The 18,721-nt window shown below is 72.5% G+C and carries 15 protein-coding genes; 12 read left to right on the forward strand and 3 right to left on the reverse strand.

Going from position 1 to position 18,721, the window contains the following annotated elements; all coding sequences use genetic code 11:
• Positions 1-10: 10 nt before the first annotated feature.
• The 7 genes from ligA (at position 11) to ACJ6WD_RS11770 (ending at position 10,035) form a co-directional block, all read left to right on the forward strand.
• Entirely contained in the window at positions 11-2,227 is a 2,217-nt protein-coding gene (gene ligA, locus ACJ6WD_RS11740; RefSeq protein ID WP_233658440.1) for an NAD-dependent DNA ligase LigA, read from the forward strand.
• 156 nt (positions 2,228-2,383) lie between these two features.
• A complete protein-coding gene (locus ACJ6WD_RS11745; RefSeq protein WP_233658441.1) occupies positions 2,384-4,492 on the forward strand; it encodes a bifunctional diguanylate cyclase/phosphodiesterase in 2,109 nt (702 codons plus the stop codon).
• An 822-nt stretch (positions 4,493-5,314) separates the two neighbouring features.
• Positions 5,315-5,611 (forward strand): Asp-tRNA(Asn)/Glu-tRNA(Gln) amidotransferase subunit GatC, encoded by a 297-nt coding sequence (gatC, locus tag ACJ6WD_RS11750; RefSeq protein ID WP_016573597.1) that lies wholly within the window; start codon positions 5,315-5,317, stop codon positions 5,609-5,611.
• 5 nt (positions 5,612-5,616) lie between these two features.
• Positions 5,617-7,110 (forward strand): Asp-tRNA(Asn)/Glu-tRNA(Gln) amidotransferase subunit GatA, encoded by a 1,494-nt coding sequence (gatA, locus tag ACJ6WD_RS11755; RefSeq protein ID WP_016573598.1) that lies wholly within the window; start codon positions 5,617-5,619, stop codon positions 7,108-7,110.
• A 34-nt stretch (positions 7,111-7,144) separates the two neighbouring features.
• Entirely contained in the window at positions 7,145-7,387 is a 243-nt protein-coding gene (locus ACJ6WD_RS11760) for a hypothetical protein (RefSeq protein ID WP_016573599.1), read from the forward strand.
• A 31-nt stretch (positions 7,388-7,418) separates the two neighbouring features.
• Positions 7,419-8,927: an Asp-tRNA(Asn)/Glu-tRNA(Gln) amidotransferase subunit GatB gene (gatB, locus tag ACJ6WD_RS11765; protein ID WP_016573600.1), complete on the forward strand. Its 1,509-nt coding sequence runs from the start codon at positions 7,419-7,421 to the stop codon at positions 8,925-8,927.
• 202 nt (positions 8,928-9,129) lie between these two features.
• The gene (locus ACJ6WD_RS11770; protein ID WP_407615750.1) at positions 9,130-10,035 is read left to right on the forward strand and encodes a TIGR03620 family F420-dependent LLM class oxidoreductase; all 906 of its coding nucleotides are present in this window, start codon (positions 9,130-9,132) and stop codon (positions 10,033-10,035) included.
• A gap of 21 nt (positions 10,036-10,056) precedes the next feature.
• On the opposite strand, the gene ACJ6WD_RS11775 is transcribed toward ACJ6WD_RS11770, so the two are convergent.
• The 3 genes from ACJ6WD_RS11775 to ACJ6WD_RS11785 are packed head-to-tail and all read right to left on the reverse strand — an operon-like array spanning position 10,057 to position 12,121.
• Positions 10,057-11,049 (reverse strand): aldo/keto reductase, encoded by a 993-nt coding sequence (locus ACJ6WD_RS11775; protein WP_407615751.1) that lies wholly within the window; start codon positions 11,047-11,049, stop codon positions 10,057-10,059.
• Positions 11,046-11,303: a DUF397 domain-containing protein gene (locus ACJ6WD_RS11780; protein WP_407615752.1), complete on the reverse strand. Its 258-nt coding sequence runs from the start codon at positions 11,301-11,303 to the stop codon at positions 11,046-11,048. The genes ACJ6WD_RS11775 and ACJ6WD_RS11780 overlap by 4 nt, the downstream gene beginning before the upstream one ends.
• A complete protein-coding gene (locus ACJ6WD_RS11785; RefSeq protein ID WP_233658448.1) occupies positions 11,300-12,121 on the reverse strand; it encodes a helix-turn-helix transcriptional regulator in 822 nt (273 codons plus the stop codon). The genes ACJ6WD_RS11780 and ACJ6WD_RS11785 overlap by 4 nt, the downstream gene beginning before the upstream one ends.
• Before the next feature lie 112 nt (positions 12,122-12,233).
• Here ACJ6WD_RS11785 and ACJ6WD_RS11790 point away from each other — a divergent pair, with 112 nt between their 5' ends.
• From ACJ6WD_RS11790 to ACJ6WD_RS11810, 5 genes are all read left to right on the forward strand, one after another.
• The gene (locus ACJ6WD_RS11790) at positions 12,234-12,668 is read left to right on the forward strand and encodes an ATP-binding protein (RefSeq protein WP_233658449.1); all 435 of its coding nucleotides are present in this window, start codon (positions 12,234-12,236) and stop codon (positions 12,666-12,668) included.
• 147 nt (positions 12,669-12,815) lie between these two features.
• Positions 12,816-14,933 carry a phosphocholine-specific phospholipase C gene (locus ACJ6WD_RS11795; RefSeq protein WP_376437425.1) on the forward strand — a complete coding sequence of 706 codons (2,118 nt, stop codon included), beginning with the start codon at positions 12,816-12,818 and terminating at the stop codon, positions 14,931-14,933.
• Between the two features lie 347 nt (positions 14,934-15,280).
• Positions 15,281-17,476 carry an MMPL family transporter gene (locus ACJ6WD_RS11800; protein ID WP_233658453.1) on the forward strand — a complete coding sequence of 732 codons (2,196 nt, stop codon included), beginning with the start codon at positions 15,281-15,283 and terminating at the stop codon, positions 17,474-17,476.
• 90 nt (positions 17,477-17,566) lie between these two features.
• Complete coding sequence (locus ACJ6WD_RS11805; protein WP_233658454.1) at positions 17,567-18,271, forward strand: hypothetical protein; 705 nt, start codon at positions 17,567-17,569, stop codon at positions 18,269-18,271.
• Positions 18,272-18,525: 254 nt separating this feature from the next.
• On the forward strand, positions 18,526-18,714 hold the full coding sequence (locus tag ACJ6WD_RS11810) for a hypothetical protein (RefSeq protein WP_407615753.1): 189 nt from the start codon (positions 18,526-18,528) through the stop codon (positions 18,712-18,714).
• The last annotated feature ends 7 nt before the right edge of the window (positions 18,715-18,721 follow it).

Consider the following 18,721-nt stretch of genomic DNA (forward strand, 5'->3'; position numbering starts at 1 on the left):
GGACAAGACGGTGGCTGGCGAACAGCACGCAGCGGCATCCGAGGTGCCCGCCGCGGCACGGGAGGAGCACGCGCAGCTCGCTGAGCAGATCGAGGAGCACCGCTTCCGGTACTACGTGAAGGACGCCCCGGTCGTCAGCGACGCGGAGTTCGACAAGCTGCTGCGCGCCCTGGAGGCCCTGGAGGAGACCCATCCCGGGCTGCGCACGCCGGACTCGCCGACCCAGAAGGTCGCCGGCTCCTACGCCACGGAGTTCACCGAGGTCGCACACCGCGAGCGGATGCTCTCGCTGGACAACGCCTTCGACGACGAGGAGCTGTCGGCCTGGGCCGAGCGGATCGCCGGCGAACTGGGCGGCGATGCGAAGGGCGCCGGCTACCACTTCCTGTGCGAGCTGAAGGTCGATGGCCTCGCGGTCAACCTCACCTACGAGCACGGCCGGCTCACCCGCGCCGCCACCCGCGGCGACGGCCGCACCGGCGAGGACATCACGCCCAACGTCCGCACCATCGCCGAGATCCCGCACCGCCTCACCGGCGACCGGGTCCCCGCACTCGTCGAGGTCCGCGGGGAGGTCTACTTCCCGATGGAGAAGTTCCTGGAGCTCAACGAGCGCCTGGTGGCCGACGGCAAGCCCCCGTTCGCCAACCCCCGCAACGCCGCGGCCGGTTCGCTGCGCCAGAAGGACCCCAAGGTCACCGCCACCCGCCCGCTGCACATGGTCGTGCACGGCCTCGGCGCCCGCGACGGCCTGGAGATCGACCGCCTCTCCGAGGCGTACGACCTGCTCCAGGAGTGGGGCCTGCCCACCGCTTCGCACAACCGCGTCGTCGACTCGCTCGCCGCGGTGCGGGAGTTCATCGCCCACTACGGCGACCCCGAGACCCGCCGCACCGCCGTCGAGCACGAGATCGACGGCGTCGTGGTCAAGCTCGACGAGATCCGGCTCCAGGGCCGGCTGGGCGCCACCTCGCGGGCGCCGCGCTGGGCGATCGCCTGGAAGTACCCGCCGGAGGAGGTCAACACCAAGCTGGTGGACGTCCGCGTCGGCGTCGGCCGCACCGGCCGGGTCACGCCGTACGCCGTCGTCGAGCCGATCACCGTCGCCGGGTCCGAGGTGGAGTTCGCCACCCTGCACAACCAGGACGTGGTCAAGGCCAAGGGCGTCCTCATCGGGGACACCGTCGTCATCCGCAAGGCCGGCGACGTCATCCCGGAGATCCTGGGCCCGGTGGTGGACCTGCGGGACGGCACCGAGCGGGAGTTCGTGATGCCCGCCGAGTGCCCCGAGTGCGGTTCGGCGCTCCAGCCCGCCAAGGAGGGCGACATCGACCTGCGGTGCCCCAACGCCCGGTCCTGCCCCGCCCAGATCCGCGAGCGGCTGTTCTACCTCGCCGGCCGCAAGTGCCTCGACATCGAGAACTTCGGCTACGTCGCCGCCACCGCGCTCAGCCAGCCCCTGGAGCCCGCCGAGCCGCCGTTGACGGACGAGGGCGGCCTCTTCGACCTCTCCGTCGAGCGGTTGCTGCCCATCAAGTCCCACGTCCTGGACCCGGACACCGGTCTGCCCAAGCGCGATCCGAAGACCGGTGAGGAGAAGGTCGTCACCTTCTTCGCCAACCAGAAGGGCGAGCCGAAGAAGAACACCCTCGCCATGTTGGAGAACATCCAGGCCGCCAAGGAGCGCCCGCTGGCCCGGATCCTCACCGGCCTGTCGATCCGTCACGTGGGCCCGGTCGCGGCGCAGGCGCTGGCCCGCGAGTTCCGCTCCATCGACCGGATCCGGGACGCCAGCGAGGAGGAACTGGCCGCCGTGGACGGCGTCGGCGGCACCATCGCGGCGTCGCTCAAGCAGTGGTTCGCCGTGGACTGGCACCAGGAGATCATCGAGCGCTGGCGGGCCGCGGGCGTCCGGATGGAGGAGGAGCAGACGGGTGATGCGGGCCCGCGTCCATTGGAAGGCGTCACCGTCGTGGTAACGGGCACACTTCAGTCACACACGAGAGATGGCGCGAAAGAAGCGTTGCAGGCTCTCGGAGCGAAGGTGACCGGATCCGTTTCCAAGAAGACCGGATTCGTAGTGGTGGGCGACAACCCCGGTTCGAAGTACGACAAAGCCATGCAGTTGAAGGTCCCCGTGCTGGACGATGATGGCTTCGCTGTGCTGCTGGAGCAGGGTCCCGAGGCAGCACGAGCGGTAGCTGTCACTCCGCCTGAGGAGGAGTGAGGTGTCACCCCATCGGCGCATACCAGATTGATCCGGGAGGCCGGGTCGCATTCGGGCAACCGCTGCGGATCGCTGCCCGCAACAGCCTTCCGCGGCCTACTGTTGACGTGTGCGCCTGCCGTGGCGCGGGCACAGCCGGCTGTGAGAGGGATCGGAATGAAACCGACCGACAGCGCCGCTCCGGCGTCGCGGCTCCGCCGGCTCGTGGTGCCTGCGTTGCCCGCGGCCCTCGTCATGGCGGCGGGCGTGACGCTCGCCGCGGGAGTGCTGTACACCCTCGGCGGCGGCGAGCCGCTGTTCCCCGCCGGGCCCGTCGGTTGGGCGCTGGCCGTCCTGACCGGCGTCCTCGTCGGCCACCTGGTCGCCCTCGGCCGGGACCGGTGGTGGGGCGGCACCGGCTCCGGAGCCGCCCTGGCCCTCGCCGTACTGCTCCTCTACGGCTGGGTGTCGGCCGTCCTGGTGAGCCTCTCCGTCGTGATCCTGGTCGGCGCCGCCCGACGCCAGCGCTGGCGACAGGCCCTGGTCCACGGGGCCGTTGACGTCCTCGGCATCGGTGCGGCGGGGCTCGGCCTGGCCGTCTGCGGGGTCCACCCCGGCGTCCGCCAGCCCTGGACACCCGAGGCGTGGGACCTCTCGGTCCTGCCCGAGGTCGTCGTGACGGCGGGCGGCTACCTCCTCGTCAGCCGGGGGCTGCTCTGGTGCAGTCGGCTGCCGCTCGACGGCGGCCTGCCGGCCATCGCCCGCACGGCGATGGTGCGTCAGGCCCTGGTCGGCGTCGCCCTGCTCGGCATCTCGCCGCTGATCGCGGTCTGTGCGGTGGGCGCCCCGCTGCTGCTCCCGCTGTTCGCGGTCCCGCTGATCGCGCTGGACTCCACGCTCTGGATAGCCCGGGCCAGGGCCGAGGAGCAACTGCGCGACCCGCTCACCGGCCTGCCCAACCGTCAGTGGCTGCTGGAGCGCACCTGGACGGCCCTGGACGAGGCAGAGCGGGCCGGCACCCGGGCCGCCCTCGTCCTCATCGACCTCGACCGCTTCCGCTCGGTCAACGACACCCTCGGGCACCTCGCCGGCGACCGCCTGCTCCTGCAGATCGCCGACCGGCTGCGGCACGCGCTCCCGCGCGGCGCCGAGGCCGCGAGGCTGGGCGGCGACGAGTTCGCCGTCCTCCTGCCCGCCACCGACTCCCTGACCAGTTCCCAGCGGGTGGCCCGCAACCTCGTCGCGGCCCTCAGTTCCCCGCTGGACCTCGACGGACTGACCCTCGTGCTGGAAGCCAGCGCGGGGGTCGCGGTCTACCCCGAGCACGCGCTGGACGCCGAAGGGCTGCTGCGCCGCGCGGACGTGGCGATGTACCAGGCCAAGCGGGACCGCAGCGGCGTCGAGCTCTACGAGGCCAAGCGGGACGGCAACACCCCCGACCGGCTCGGCCTGCTGGGCGACCTGCGGCGCGCCCTGGACGCCGGCGACGTGGAGCTGCACTACCAGCCCAAGGTCCGCTTCGACGGCCACGTCTCCGGACTGGAGGCGCTGGTGCGGTGGGTCCATCCGGACCGCGGCCGGGTCCCACCGGACGAGTTCATCGCCATCGCCGAGTCCTCCGGCCTGATGCCCCGGCTGACCGAGTACGTCCTGGAGACCGCGCTCGCCCAGGTGGCGCGCTGGCGGGCGATGGGCCTGGAGGTGCCGGTCGCGGTGAACGTCTCACCGCGCGACGTGCACTCGCCGGGCTTCGCCGGTGCGGTCGCCGCCCGACTGGCCCGACATCGGGTCCCACCGGGCGCCCTCCAACTGGAGATAACCGAGCACGTCCTGCTGGAGGACCCGCAGCGGGCCGCCGACACCCTGGCCGGGCTCACCGCCCACGGCGTGAAGATGTCCCTGGACGACTTCGGCACCGGCTACAGCTCGCTGGTCCACCTGCGGCGCCTCCCGGTCAGCGAGCTGAAGATCGACCGGTCCTTCGTGGCCCGGCTGGCCGTGGACACCGAGGACGCCGAGATCGTCCGCTGCACCCTCGACCTCGCCCACTCGTTGGGGCTCCTGGTCGTCGCGGAGGGCGTCGAGGACGACGAGACCTGGGAGCGGCTGCGCGACCTCGGCTGCGACGCCGTCCAGGGCTGGCTGGTGGCGGCCGCGATGCCACCGGACGAGACCACGGCCTGGCTACGGGCCCGCGGTGAGCACGGGTGGCGCCGTGCGTCGGAGACGACCGCCCTCGCGGCGGAGAAGGCAGCCGAGCGCCCTTCGGGACAGGTCGTCAACTGACCCGGCCTCCGGCCGTCCCAACTCCCCGCTCCGACACCGCCGCTCAGCCCCCGGACCCGGACCAGCCGGTCCCGGACCCGCCCGCACCGGACCGACCCACCCCCGATCACCGCGAACCCGATCACCGCGAACCCGATCACCGCGAACCCGATCACCGCGAACCCGACCACGGCGCATCCGACCACGGCGCATCCGACCCACCCGAACCCGACCGAGCCGAACCCGACCGAGCCGAACCCGACCGAGCCACGACCGGCACAGCGCGATCCGACGAAGCGGCACCGAGCGAGCCGCCGGCCGCCGCGCCGGCGGTGCCCGGGGCGGCGGACCCCGTGCCGGACGTCCCCGTGCCGGACGTCCCCGTGCCGGACGTCCCCGTGCCGGACGGTCCGGACCCGGACGGTGCGGTACCGGGCTGTCCCGGGCCGGACGCGCCGGGCGGTCCGGCAGGAGCGCCGGCCCGTCCGCAGGAACCCGGTGCGGACGGGACGAGGACAAACGATCCGCCACCGGGCGTCCCGGCCGCGGACACCGCCGTTCCGCCGGGTGAGGAGCCCGGTCCCGCCGGCCCGGACGGGGGCCCTGGCGGCGGGTGAGGAGGCGCCGCGCGGGGCCGCGGGCGGGCCCCGTCGCCCGGCCCCGCGGGGCGCCGCCGTCCGGCCGCCCGCGCCCCCGCGGGGCGGTCGGGCGAAAGCGTTTCGCGGCAGCGTTCCCGTACGCCATAGGATTGGGCCGGAATACTCCGCCGGAGAATTCGCCCAGAAATCTCCTTCCGGAACACTCCGCCCAGAATTTTCGCCGAAAACACCAGAGGATCGCTGCATGCCTGGCATCACGCGCGAGGAGGTCGCCCACCTCGCCCGGCTGGCACGTCTGGAGCTGAAGGACGAAGAGCTCGACCACTTCGCCGGACAGCTCGACGACATCATCGGCGCGGTCGCCCGCGTTTCCGAAGTCGCCGGCCAAGACGTCCCTCCGACGTCCCACCCGCTGCCCCTGACCAACGTGATGCGGCCGGACGAGGTTCGTCCGTCGCTCACCCCCGAGCAGGCGCTCTCCGGCGCCCCGGCCCAGGAGCAGCAGCGTTTCAAGGTGCCGCAGATCCTGGGGGAGGAGTGACCGACATGGCTGACCTGATCAAGCTCACCGCCGCCGAGATCGCGGCGAAGATCGCCGCCGGCGAGGTCACCGCCGTCGAGGTGACCGAGGCCCACCTGGCGCGCATCGAGGCCGTCGACGAGAAGGTGCACGCCTTCTTGCACGTGGACCGGGAGGGCGCACTGGCCCAGGCCCGCGCCATCGACGACAAGCGCGCCCGCGGCGAGAAGCTCGGCCCGCTGGCCGGCGTCCCGCTCGCGCTGAAGGACATCTTCACCACCCAGGACATGCCGACCACCGTCGGCTCGAAGATCCTCGAAGGGTGGATGGCGCCGTACGACGCCACGCTGACCAAGAAGCTCAAGGACGCCGACGTCGTCATCCTCGGCAAGACCAACATGGACGAGTTCGCCATGGGGTCGTCGACGGAGAACAGCGCCTACGGGCCGACCGGCAACCCCTGGGACCTCACCAAGATCCCCGGCGGCTCCGGCGGCGGCTCCTCCGCCGCCCTGGCCTCCTTCCAGGCCCCGCTCGCCATCGGCACGGACACCGGCGGTTCGATCCGCCAGCCCGCCGCCGTCACCGGCACCGTCGGCGTCAAGCCCACCTACGGCGGGGTCTCCCGCTACGGCATGGTGGCCTTCTCCAGCTCCCTGGACCAGGGCGGCCCGTGCGCCCGCACGGTGCTGGACGCGGCGCTGCTGCACGAGGCCATCGCCGGCCACGACCCGCTGGACTCCACCTCCATCGACGCCCCGGTCCCGGCGGTCGTCGAGGCGGCGCGCAACGGCAGCGTGGACGGCATGCGGGTCGGCGTCGTCAAGCAGTTCCGCGGCGAGGGCTACCAGGCCGGTGTCCTGCAGCGCTTCGACGAGTCGGTGGCGCTGCTCACCGAGCTGGGCGCCGAGATCGTCGAGCTGGACTGCCCGTCCTTCGACCTGGCGCTGGCCGCGTACTACCTGATCGCGCCCTCCGAGTGCTCCTCCAACCTCGCCCGCTTCGACGCCATGCGCTACGGCCTGCGGGTCGGCGACGACGGCACGAAGTCCGCCGAGGAGGTCACCGCCCTGACCCGCGAGGCCGGCTTCGGCCCCGAGGTCAAGCGCCGCATCATGCTCGGCACGTACGCGCTCAGCTCCGGCTACTACGACGCGTACTACGGCAGCGCCCAGAAGGTCCGCACGCTGATCACCCGCGACTTCGAGCGAGCCTTCGAGCAGGTCGACGTGATCATCTCGCCGACCACGCCGACCACCGCGTTCCCGATCGGCGAGCGCACCGACGACCCGATGGCGATGTACCTCGCCGACGTGTGCACCATCCCCGCCAACCTGGCGGGCAACGCCGCCATGTCGCTGCCCTGCGGACTGGCCCCCGAGGACGGGCTGCCGGTGGGGCTGCAGATCATCGCCCCGGCCCTGGCCGACGACCGGCTCTACAAGGTCGGTGCCGCGGTCGAGTCCGCGCTCACCGAGAAGTGGGGCCACCCGCTCATCGAGGAAGCGCCGGCGCTGTGAGCGGAGCTGTCAACGACCTGCTGGAGGAGACGCTGTGAGTGGAAAGCTGGCCAAGGCCAAGAACTTCAAGAAGTCCAAGCCCGGCACCTACCTGTCCATCGGCACCACGCTGTTCGGCGCGGTGAGCGTCGTCAAGCAGGCGAAGAAGGCCAAGGGGGAGCACGACACACTCCAACTGGTCGACGCCGTCGTCTCCGCCGCCGCCATCGTCACCGGTGTCGCCCTGCTCGTCCGCGAACTGCGCCGTCTCAACGACGACGACGTCCTCGCGGGCTGACCGGCGCCGGACCTGAGAGGTTAGTTTCACCGTGACTGTCACCGACCTGGTGCCGTACGAGGACGCGCTGGCCACCTACGACCCCGTGATGGGGTTGGAGGTGCACGTCGAACTCGGCACCCACACCAAGATGTTCTGCGGGTGCGCAACCACCCTGGGCGCCGAGCCCAACTCGCAGACCTGCCCCACCTGCCTGGGCCTGCCCGGCTCCCTCCCGGTCGTCAACGCGACCGGCGTGGAGTCCGCCATCAAGATCGGCCTGGCCCTGAACTGCACCATCGCCGAATGGTGCCGCTTCGCCCGGAAGAACTACTTCTATCCGGACATGCCGAAGAACTTCCAGACCTCCCAGTACGACGAGCCGATCGCCTTCGACGGCTACCTCGACGTGCAGCTGGAGGACGGCGAGGTCTTCCGCGTCCAGATCGAGCGCGCCCACATGGAGGAGGACACCGGCAAGTCCACCCACATCGGTGGGGCGACCGGCCGGATCCACGGCGCGCAGCACTCGCTGCTGGACTACAACCGCGCCGGCATCCCGCTCATCGAGATCGTCACCAAGCCGATCGAGGGCGCCGGCGAGCGCGCGCCCGAGGTCGCCAAGGCGTACGTGGCCGAGCTCCGTGAGCTGATCAAGGCGCTGGGCGTCTCCGAGGCCCGCATGGAGATGGGCCAGATGCGCTGCGACGTGAACCTCTCGCTGCGCCCCCTGGGCACCGAGAAGTTCGGCACCCGCTCGGAGACCAAGAACGTCAACTCGCTGCGCTCCGTGGAGCGGGCCGCCCGGTACGAGATCCAGCGGCACGCCGCGGTGCTCTCCTCCGGCGGCACGATCATCCAGGAGACCCGGCACTTCCACGAGGACGACGGCTCCACCACCTCCGGCCGGGTCAAGGAGGAGGCGGAGGACTACCGCTACTTCCCCGAGCCGGACCTGGTGCCGGTGGCCCCGGCCCGCGAGTGGGTCGAGGAGCTGCGGGCCACCCTGCCCGAGCTGCCGAGGGTCCGCCGCAACCGGCTGCGCGAGGAGTGGGGCGTCTCCGCGCTCGACATGCAGTCGATCCTCAACGCCGGGGCGGTCGACCTGATCGTCGCCACCACCGACGCCGGCGCGGACGCCGCCTCGGCCCGCAAGTGGTGGATGGGCGAGCTGGCCCGCCGCGCCAACGAGGACGGCGTGGAGCTCGGCGCGCTGCCGATCACCGCGGAGCAGGTCGCCCGGGTCGCCGCACTGGTCGCCGAGGGCTCGCTCAACGACAAGTTGGCCCGGCAGGCCATCGAGGGCGTGCTGGCCGGCGAGGGCGACCCGGACGCGGTCGTCGAGAAGCGCGGCCTGAAGGTCGTCTCCGACGAGGGCGCGCTCGGCACCGCCGTGGACGAGGCGATCGCCGCCAACGCCGCGATCGCCGACAAGATCCGCGGCGGCAAGGTCGCCGCCGCCGGTGCCCTGGTCGGTGCGGTCATGAAGGCCACCCGCGGCCAGGCCGACGCCGCCCGGGTGCGGGAGCTGATCCTGGAGAAGCTCGGCGTCGAGGGCTGACCCCGGCACGTCCTGCTCGCGCAGCGGCCGTTCCTCTTCGGAGGGGCGGCCGCTGCGCGTTCGGGGGCAGCGTGCCCTGTATGGGGGCGGCGTGCCCCGTACGGAGGAGGGAAACGCGCAGGTGCGGGGGAATGCCACGCCCGCACCGGACGCTGTGCACGATACGGAGAAGGAACTTCGCCCCTGAGACAGTGGAGGAACGGTGGACCAGCACGCTCTCGCTTCGCGGATCGGTCGGGTCGGGGTGTGGCACGGCGGACTGGGCCGGGTACCGGCGGCGACCGCCCGCCGGGCGGCCGTCGAGATCGAGCAGCTCGGCTACGGTGCCCTGTGGTTCGGTGAAGGGCCCGCTTCCAAGGAGGCGTTCAGCCACGCCGGGCTGCTGCTCGCCGCCACCGGACGGATCACCGTCGCCACCGGTATCGCCAACATCTGGGGACGCGACGCCGCGGCGGCGAACTCCGCCGCGCGCACCCTCGCCGAGGCGTACGACGGACGCTTCCTGCTCGGCCTGGGCGCCAGCCACGCCCCGATCGTCAACGTGCGCGGCCACACCTACGCCAAGCCGCTGGCCGCGATGCGGGACTACCTCGACGCGATGGACGGCGCCTCCTACGAAGGCCCGACGTCCGAACCGGCCCCGGCCCGGGTGCTGGCTGCCCTCGGCCCGAAGATGCTGGAGCTGGCCCGGGACCGCGCGGCCGGCGCCCACCCGTACTTCGTGCCGGTCGAGCACACCGCCCGGGCCCGCGAGGTCCTCGGCACCGGCCCCCTCCTCGCGCCCGAGCTGGCCGTGCTGCTGGAGACCGATCCGGCCGAGGCCCGTGCCCAGGCCCGGGAGCAGTACGTGCGCCACTATCTGGAGCTGCCCAACTACGTGGGAAACCTGCGCCGGTTCGGCTTCGAGGACGACGACTTCGCGGGCGGCGGCAGCGACCGGCTGGTCGACGCCCTCGTGGCCTGGGGCGACGTGGACGCGATCCGGCGGCGGGTCCGCGCACACCTCGACGCGGGCGCCGACCACGTCGCCGTCCAGCCGCTGGCGGCCGACCGCGGCCTGGGCCTCGACCAACTCCGCGCACTGGCACCGGCGTTGCTGGCCGACTGAGCCGCCGCCGGCCCGCCCTGGTCAGGCCAGGGCGGCGAGCGGGTAGCGCTCCCCGGCCACCGCGCCGTCGGGCACGGCCGCCCGGAGCCGGTCCGCCTGCTCCGGGTCGAGCGCGAGGTCGGCCGCGGCCGCGTTCTCCTCCAGGTACGTCCGGCGCTTGGTGCCGGGGATCGGCACGACGTCCTCGCCCTGGGCGAGCAGCCAGGCGAGGACGGCCTGTGCCGGGGTGCAGCCGAGGGCGTCGGCGATGGCGCGGATGGCCCGCACCAGCGCCAGATTGCGCGCGATGTTCTCGTCCGCGAACCGCGGCCAGCGGCGCCGGGCGTCGTCGGCGGTGAGGTCGTCCCGGGAGGCCAGCGCGCCCGTCAGCATCCCGCGCCCGAGCGGTGCGTACGCGACGACGCCGACGCCCAACTCCCGGCAGGTCGCCAGCATCTCGCCCTCCAGCACCTCGCGGGTGAAGAGGGAGTGCTCCAGTTGGACGGCGCTGATGGGGTGGACGGCGTGGGCCCGGCGCAGCGTTTCCGGACTCACCTCGCTGAGTCCGAGATGCCGCACGGAACCCTCCGCGACCAACTCCGCCATGGCGCCGACCGTCTCCTCGATGGGGACGGCCGGATCGCGCCGGTGCAGGTAGTAGAGGTCGATCCGGTCCGTCGCCAGGCGGCGCAGGGAGGCGTGGCAGGCCGTACGCACCCAGGCGGCGGAGGCGTCGACCGCGTTCACCCGTCCCGTGGCCGCGTCGTGCCGCAGCCCGAACTTGGTCGAGACGACCAGTCCGTCCCGTACGGAGCCCGCCCGGCTTCCCCACCACCGGCCGAGGAACTCCTCGTTGGCGCCCCGCCCGTACGCGTCCGCGGTGTCGAGCAGGGTCACACCGAGCTCGACCGCCCGGTCCAGGGTGCGGACGGACTCGGCGTCGTCCGGTACGCCGTACGACGTCGACATCCCCATGCAGCCCAGGCCGAGCGCGGAGACGACCGGCCCGTGGGCGCCGAGCCGCCGCTGCCTCACGACCGCACGACGTCCGCGACGAACGCACCCCAGGCACCGGCCGAGAGGGTGAGCACCGGCCCGTCGGGGTTCTTGGAGTCGCGGAGGTGGATGGTGGTGGTGCGGTCGCCGGGGGAGGGGCAGGTGGCCACTTCGAGGCAGTTGCCGCCTTCGCTGGCGCTGTAGCTCGACTTGCGCCAGGTGTAGGCGACTTCGAGGCAGTTGCCGCCCGCACTGCCGCTGTAGCTGGACTTGAACCAGGCCAGATCGCTCATGCCTCTCCCGCCAGTTGGTCGAGCAGGCTGACGCTGTCTTCTGGTGTGAGTGCCTGCGATCGCAGCATCCCATATTTCTGTTGGAGCAGACTGACCTCATCCGGGTCGTCCACGAGGAAGCTCACTCTCTGGCCCTCGACGTAGGCCAGTTGGCCGTGATCGGGAGTTTCCAGGAGTACGAGTGGCCCATCGAGTCCTGCGTGCTTCCTACGGCTCGTGGACATGATCTGGAGTCCGACGAAGGGGAGTTCAGCGCAGCTGCGCAGATGCCTGATCTGCTCCCGCAGCACCTCCGCATCGCCGATCGGCCGACGCAGGACGACCTCCTCCAGGATGAAGTTCAGGACCGGCGGCGGGTCCCGTTGGAGCAGTTGCTGACGGTCGAGGCGGGCCGAGAGTCGTTCGGCGGCATCGGCTTCGCTGATGGGCGGGAAGAGGCACGAGAAGACGGCCTGTGCGTAGTCCGGGGTCTGGAGCAGGCCGGGCATGACGTGGTTCTCGTACGAGAGCAGGGAGATCGCGTCCGCCTCGTACTCGACGAAGTCCTGTACGAAGGCCGGAAAGCGCTCCTTGTCCGGCACCTTCTCCACCGCAACCGCCAACGCCCCCTTCGTACCGAGGATTTCGTCGAACGCCTCGGCCAGGTCGATCTTCAGGGCTCTGCGGCCCTGCTCGATCGAGCCGATGGTGTCCTCGTGTACACCCACGGCCTCGGCCAGTGCTGGTTGCGTCAACCTGGCCGCCTTGCGGAAGTGGCTCAGCTGGGCGCCGATCACGTGCCATGACGTGATCCGCTTCGGTTTGTTCGCCTGGTGCATGCGGCTTGCCTTCCCCCCGTCGTGACCGTCTGATGCGGCGTGAAGTCGTACATCGCATCTGTACGACTTCACGCTGTGGTCCAGAGTAGTCACGGGCAGTGACATTGGTGGCATGCAAGAGGAGATTCAGGCGGTCCGGGTCCGCACGGCGTTCTATCGGCGGGAGCGCCGTTCCGTGTCGCTGGCCAGGGAGTTCGCGCGCAGTGCGCTCGCCGACTGGGACCGCAAGCGCGGGGCGGACGAGGTCGTCCTCTGCGTGAGCGAATTGGCCACGAACGCGGTGCTGCACGGGGTCCCGCCGGGACGCGGATACCGGTTGTGGCTGGCGCTGGGGGCGGAGGACGGCGTGTTGCGGGTGGAAGTGCACGACAGCGGGGACGGGGAGCCGCGGGTGCCGGAGCGGGGCGGCGCGGAGGATGCGGAGTGGGGGCGCGGGCTGCTGCTGGTGTCGGCGCTGGCGGACGCGTGGGGCGTCGAGGAGCGGGTGCCGGGCAAGATCGTGTGGTGCGAGTGGCGGTCGGCTGGGGGAGCCCGGGGTCTTCCGTGAGGAGAGGCGCCGGCGAGCTGTTCCCAAAGATGTCACCCCGATACCTATCGGATGTCACGGCGGTCCATTACCGTCCCCGTCGCACCATCTCAATGGGCCGACCGAAGACCATTGGAAGGCCGTTGACTGTCGACTGGGAGGTCGGGCGTGGCACCGGAGGTATCTCGTAGACGGGTACTGGGAGTTGGCGCGGCGGCGGCCGGCGCGGCGGTGGCCGGGTCGCTGCTGCCGCCGTCGCTCCAGCAGGCGCTGGCGCAGGACGCGGCCCACCCCGCGTGGCACCGCGGGGGCGGGCTCCGCGACATCAAGCACGTCGTCGTGCTGATGCAGGAGAACCGTTCCTTCGACCACTACTTCGGCATGCTGCGCGGCGTCCGAGGCTTCGGTGACCGCAACGCCGTGGAACTGCGCGGGGGCCGCGGGGTCTTCGAGCAGCCGGGGCCGTTGGGTGTCCGGCACGTCCTGCCCTTCCCGGTGCGCGAGGCGGCCGCCGCCCAGAAGAAGGACCTCCAGTACATCGGGAACCTGGACCACAGCTGGGCGGGCGGCCACCGGGCCTGGAACGACGGCTGGATGGACAACTGGATCGCCGCCAAGTCGTCCGCCACCATGGCGCACTACGACCGCCAGGACGTCCCGCTGCACTACGAACTCGCCGACACCTTCACGGTCTGCGACGCGTACCACTCCTCGATCCACTCCTCCACCAGCCCCAACCGCAACCACCTGGTCAGCGGCTGGACCGGCTTCGAGCCGGGCAGCGGCGAGCGGGCGGTGGGCAACGACGCGTACGACGAGGACAAGCACACCGGCTACACGTGGACGACCTACCCCGAGCGCCTTCAGGAGGCCGGCCGCACCTGGCAGGTCTACCAGGAGTGGGACAACTTCACGGACAACAACCTGGAGTTCTACGCCTCCTTCAAGGCGGTCGCGCACAAGGCCCTGGCCAAGGTGGACGGGGTGCGCAACATGACCGCCTACTACGGCAAGCTGGCCGGCGCGGGCGACGCCGAGCGCACCCGGCTGGCCGGCCTCCTGGAGGAGGGTGTCAGGAGCCTGAGCCGGGCCGAGCGGAGCCTGTTCGAGCGGGCGCTGCGGCGCGGCGAGCCGCACTCCACGGCCGCCGCGTTCGCCGCGGACGTGGCCGGCGGCAAACTCCCCGAGGTGTCCTACATCGTCCCGTCCGCGGCCGACTCCGAGCACCCCGGCTCGTCCTCGCCCATCGAGAGCGCCACCCTCGTCTACAAGGTCCTGGACGCGCTGGGCAGCCACCCGGAGGTCTGGCGGCACACCGCGCTGTTCCTGACCTACGACGAGAACGACGGCTTCTTCGACCACGTGCCGCCGCCGGTGCCGCCGGCCGGCACCGCGGGCGAGTTCTGGGACGGGAAGCCGGTCGGACTCGGGATGCGGGTCCCGATGCTCGTCATCTCGCCCTGGACGGTGGGCGGCTACGCCTGCTCGCAGGTGTTCGACCACACCTCGATCACCCGGTTCCTGGAGCGGTGGACCGGGGTCGAGGAGCCCAACATCAGCGCCTGGCGGCGGACCGTCTGCGGCGACCTGACCACCGCCTTCGACTTCTCGCGGGGCCGCCGGCAGCCGGCCGTCCACCAGCCCGGCCCGATCCCGGCGTTCAGCGGCCGGTGGAGGCCGCTGCCGCCGCTGCACCAGGCGCTGCCCCAGCAGGAGCACGGCAGCCGTCCGGCCCGGGCGCTGCCCTACCAGCCGGACGCCGACGGCGGCTTCGAGCCGGACGCCGGCACCTTCCGGCTGGCGGTGCGCAACGCCGGCAGTGCCTCGGCGCACCTGGCGCTCTACCCGTACGCCGAGGAGTTCGACGTGCCGCAGCACCGGGACGTGCGCACGTCGGCAGAGTGGGCAGTTCCGGTCAAGGGCGGCGCCTACCGCTTCACGGTGACCGGGCCCAACGGGTTCCGGCGGGAGTTCGCCGGCAGCGCCAAGGGCGCCGCCGCGGGCGTCCGGATCAGCAGCCGGATCGACGCCGCCCGCAGGGAGCTGCACCTGACCCTGGTCAATCCGGGCGCCACCGACCTCACCGTCACGCTGGCCCCGTTGGCCTACGCGGACGCCTCGCCCCGCACGCTGACCGTGCGGGCCGGCGCCACCCGCACCGTCGCGCACGCCGCCGGTGACGCGCACGGCTGGTACGACCTGGAGCTCACGGCCGCCGAGGACGCCTCCTTCCGCCGCCGGCTGATGGGTCACGTGGAGAACGGCAAGGAGTCGGTCACCGGGTGAGACGAGACGAGGCGGGGCGGGGCGGGGCGGGGCGGGGCGGGCCGGTGAGGCCGGCCCCGTCCTTGCAGGCGCGCCACACCTCCGCCCGATAAGGGGTATTTGGAACGGTATTTGACGGTAATAACCGGCCCATAAACAGGCGAGGTTGCCTCCGGCGCCGTCTCTGTGGGGAAGTCCACAAAGAGGACAAAGGATCTCTTCCGGCTGACACTCTGCACTCGGAAGCGGGGCCCGGGCGCCGGCGACGACCGCCGCGGTCCCGCACCGTCCCCCTTCCCCGCCCCGTCCGTCCGCGTTCGGCACCACCCGCTACCGGGAGATATCGGCGCACGACCCGGAAGCAGCCCGTGACCGCTCTGGCTCGCTGGTGCCTCAGGCGCCGCCTCCTGGTGATCCTGCTCTGGCTCGCCGCCCTCACCGGGACGGCCGTCGCCGCGGGCGTCGCCGGAAGCGCGTACTCCACCGACTACGCGGTCCCCGGCACCGAATCCGGGCAGGCCGGTGCCCTCCTGGCGAAGGCGTTCCCGGACCGCGCCGGCGACGCCGACACCGTCGTCTGGCACACCCCGGACGGCACCGTCCGCGCCACCGCGGTCCGCACGACCATGACGCGGACGCTCGCCAAGGTCGCCCGGCTGCCGGGCGTCGCCGACGTCCAGGGCCCCTACGGGCCGGGCGGCGCCGGGCAGATCAGCCACGACGGGCGCACCGCCTACGCCACGGTGACCTTCCGCAGTTCGCCCGACGACCTGCCCGCGGCGCAGGCCCGCGCGGTCGTCAGCACCGCCCGGGCGGCGGCCGGCAAGGGCCTCCAGGTGGAGTCGGGCGGCAGCGGCGCCGCCCTCACCCAGACCCCGCACGAGCGGCTGCCGGAGCTCATCGGCCTGGCCGTGGCGGCCGTGGTGCTCTTCCTCGCCTTCGGTTCGCTCGCCGCGACCCTGCTGCCGCTCGTCACCGCGCTGGCCGCCGTCGGCACCGCCGCCTCCGGCATCAGCCTGCTCGGCCACGTGATGACGGTGGCGGACTTCGCCCCGATGCTGGGCATGCTGATCGGCCTCGGCGTGGGCATCGACTACGCGCTGTTCATCGTCACCCGCCACCGCAAGGGGCTGCGCGCCGGACTCGGCGTCCAGGAGTCCGCCGAGCGCGCGCTGGCGGTGTCCGGGCGGGCGGTGGTCTTCGCCGGAGCCACCGTCTGCATCGCGCTGCTCGGGATGCTCACCCTGCGGCTGGACTTCCTCAACGGCGTCGCCCTGGCCGCCTCGCTCACCGTCGTCCTCACCGTCGCCGCCGCCGTCACCCTGCTGCCCGCACTGCTCGGCGTGATCGGGACCCGTGCCCTGGGCCGCCGCGAGCGCCGCCGCCTGGCCGCCGAGGGACCCCGACCCGACCCGGGCACCGGTCCGGCCGTCCGCTGGGCCGGCTTCGTCGAACGCCACCCCCGCCTGCTCGGCGCCGTCGCGGCGGCCGTCATGCTCACCCTCGCGCTGCCCACCCTCGGGCTCCGCCTGGGCACCTCCGACCAGGGCAACGATCCGGCCACCGCCACCACCCGCAAGGCGTACGACCTGCTGGCGGACGGTTTCGGGCCCGGCTTCAACGGGCCGCTGACGCTGGTCGGTTCGCTCGACGGTGCCACCGACCGGCTCGCCTTCGACGAGCTCCCGCACACCCTCCGCGACACCCCCGGCGTCGCCCGGGTCAGCGGCCCGGAGTTCGGCGCCGGCCACGCCACCGGCGTGATCACCGTCGTGCCGGACAGCGCACCGCAGTCCGAGCGGACCTCCGACCTGGTCGACCGGCTGCGCACCACGGTGCTGCCGGCCGCGGCGGACGGCACCACGCTGAAGGTGCGCGTCGGCGGCGTCACCGCCGGCTACGACGACTTCGCCGCCGTCATCGTCGGCAAACTGCCGCTCTTCATGGGTGCCGTCATCGGCCTCGGCTCGGTCCTGCTGCTGCTCGCCTTCCGCAGCATCGGCATCCCCCTCAAGGCCGCGCTGATGAACCTCGCCGCGGTCGCCGCGTCGTTCGGCATCGTCGTCGCGGTCTTCCAATGGGGATGGGGAACCGAGGCGCTGGGCCTGGGCAGCGCCGGCCCCGTCGAGCCGTTCCTGCCGGTCATCATGGTCTCGGTGCTCTTCGGGCTCTCCATGGACTACCAGGTCTTCCTGGTCAGCCGGATGTACGAGGAGTGGCGGCGCACCGGGGACAACCGGCGGTCGGTGCGGGTCGGCCTCGCCGAGACCAGCCGGGTGATCAACTCCGCCGCGGTGATCATGATCGCGGTGTTCGGGGCCTTCGTCCTCAGCGGCGACCGGATCATCGCCATGTTCGGCATCGGCCTCGCCGCCGCCGTCGCCCTGGACGCCTTCGTCCTGCGCACGCTGCTGGTCCCGGCCCTGATGCACCTGCTGGGCGGCGCCAACTGGTGGCTGCCGGCCTGGCTGGACCGCCGGCTCCCGCGGCTGAGCATCGAGCCGCCCGACGAGCCGACCCCGGCCGCGCCCCGCATGGACGACCGCCCGCGCGTGGAGGTCTGACCCCGGCGACGGCACCCGGGCCGAGCCCCGGACCAGGGGCGCGGACCGGTTCTCATCGGACTCTCAGACGCGGCACCTACGGTCGCGCCCATGGGAACGACGACCGACAAGCGAACCGACGACGCGACCAACGACGACGCGGCGGCCACCGTCGTGAAGACCGCCGCCGTGGAGGGCGACGGGGCGCCCGAGACCACCACGGACGGCACCGAGGAAACGGGGAAGGCCAAGGGAGAAGCGGGCAAGGCGCCCGCGGGCGGGGAGGGCTCCGACACCGCGCCCGCGACCACCACTGACGCCGACGCGCACGCCGCTTCCGATGCGGAATCCGCATCCGACGCGCACGCGGAATCCGACGCCGACGCCGATGCCGACATCGACGACACCACGCCGGAGGAGCCCGCCGCGGCCGGTGCGGCCGCCGGCGCCGGTGCCGTGGTCGCCGCCGGACTCGGCCTGGCCTCCGTCACCGGCACCTGGCTGAGCACCCTGCTCGCCGAACGGCAGACCCTGCTGGGCCAGATCAAGCTCCAGTCCGGCAAGGCCACCGACCAGATCGCCGCCGTCTACGGCGCCCCCTGGCACACCACCGCCCTGGTCAACGGGGTGTTCGCGGTGCTCGCCATGCTCGTCGCCGCGGTGGTGCTGACCGGACGGCGCCCCGCGTGGGTGCGGGCCGTCGCCTGGGGCGGACTGGTGCTCGGCCTGCTCGGGCTGGTCATCTCGGCGGGCATGTACCTCGACCTGTTCGCCAGCATGCCCAGCCTTCCTAAGGGGGCCGGCGGCGGCGCCTGAGCCCTCCTGAGGACCGCGGCGGGCACCGCCTAAGGACCCCCGCGCGTTCCGGAGCGTTTCTAAGGCGCCGGGCGGCCGGGAGGCGCGTTCCTAAGCTCCCGGCCGCCCACCGCCCCGGAACCCGGGCCCCGAACCGGCCCGAAGATCGGGAACCCGCCCGATGTGGCGGACCCCCCTGCGCAACGAGAGTGGAGGCCATCGGCGCCCGGCGAACGGACCGGGCACCGCCACCACCTCACCCAGGGGGAACCACCATGTACGCCTCCGAACTGGAGATCCGGATCCGCTACGAGGAACTGCGCCGCGAGGCCGACCGCCGCCGTCTGGTGCGCGAGGCCACCCACGGCACGCGCGGCGCCGCCGACTTGGCGAGCGACGACCCCGAAGGGCGGGTGAGACCCTCCCGGGCCCGGCGCTGGCGCGTGCGCCGCGCCGCCGCCTGACCGGCCC

This window comes from Streptomyces sp. VTCC 41912 (assembly GCF_045799175.1).
Lineage (GTDB): Bacteria > Actinomycetota > Actinomycetes > Streptomycetales > Streptomycetaceae > Streptomyces > Streptomyces albulus_C.

What these genes read in the sequence shown, in the direction of transcription:
- ACJ6WD_RS11745 (WP_233658441.1), top strand. Translation starts at nt 2,384, where the DNA reads ATGAAACCGACCGACAGCGCCGCTCCGGCGTCGCGGCTCCGCCGGCTC.
- gatC (WP_016573597.1), top strand. Translation starts at nt 5,315, where the DNA reads ATGCCTGGCATCACGCGCGAGGAGGTCGCCCACCTCGCCCGGCTGGCA.
- gatA (WP_016573598.1), top strand. Translation starts at nt 5,617, where the DNA reads ATGGCTGACCTGATCAAGCTCACCGCCGCCGAGATCGCGGCGAAGATC.
- ACJ6WD_RS11780 (WP_407615752.1), bottom strand. Translation starts at nt 11,303, where the DNA reads ATGAGCGATCTGGCCTGGTTCAAGTCCAGCTACAGCGGCAGTGCGGGC.
- ACJ6WD_RS11785 (WP_233658448.1), bottom strand. Translation starts at nt 12,121, where the DNA reads ATGCACCAGGCGAACAAACCGAAGCGGATCACGTCATGGCACGTGATC.
- ACJ6WD_RS11790 (WP_233658449.1), top strand. Translation starts at nt 12,234, where the DNA reads ATGCAAGAGGAGATTCAGGCGGTCCGGGTCCGCACGGCGTTCTATCGG.
- ACJ6WD_RS11805 (WP_233658454.1), top strand. Translation starts at nt 17,567, where the DNA reads ATGGGAACGACGACCGACAAGCGAACCGACGACGCGACCAACGACGAC.
- ACJ6WD_RS11810 (WP_407615753.1), top strand. Translation starts at nt 18,526, where the DNA reads ATGTACGCCTCCGAACTGGAGATCCGGATCCGCTACGAGGAACTGCGC.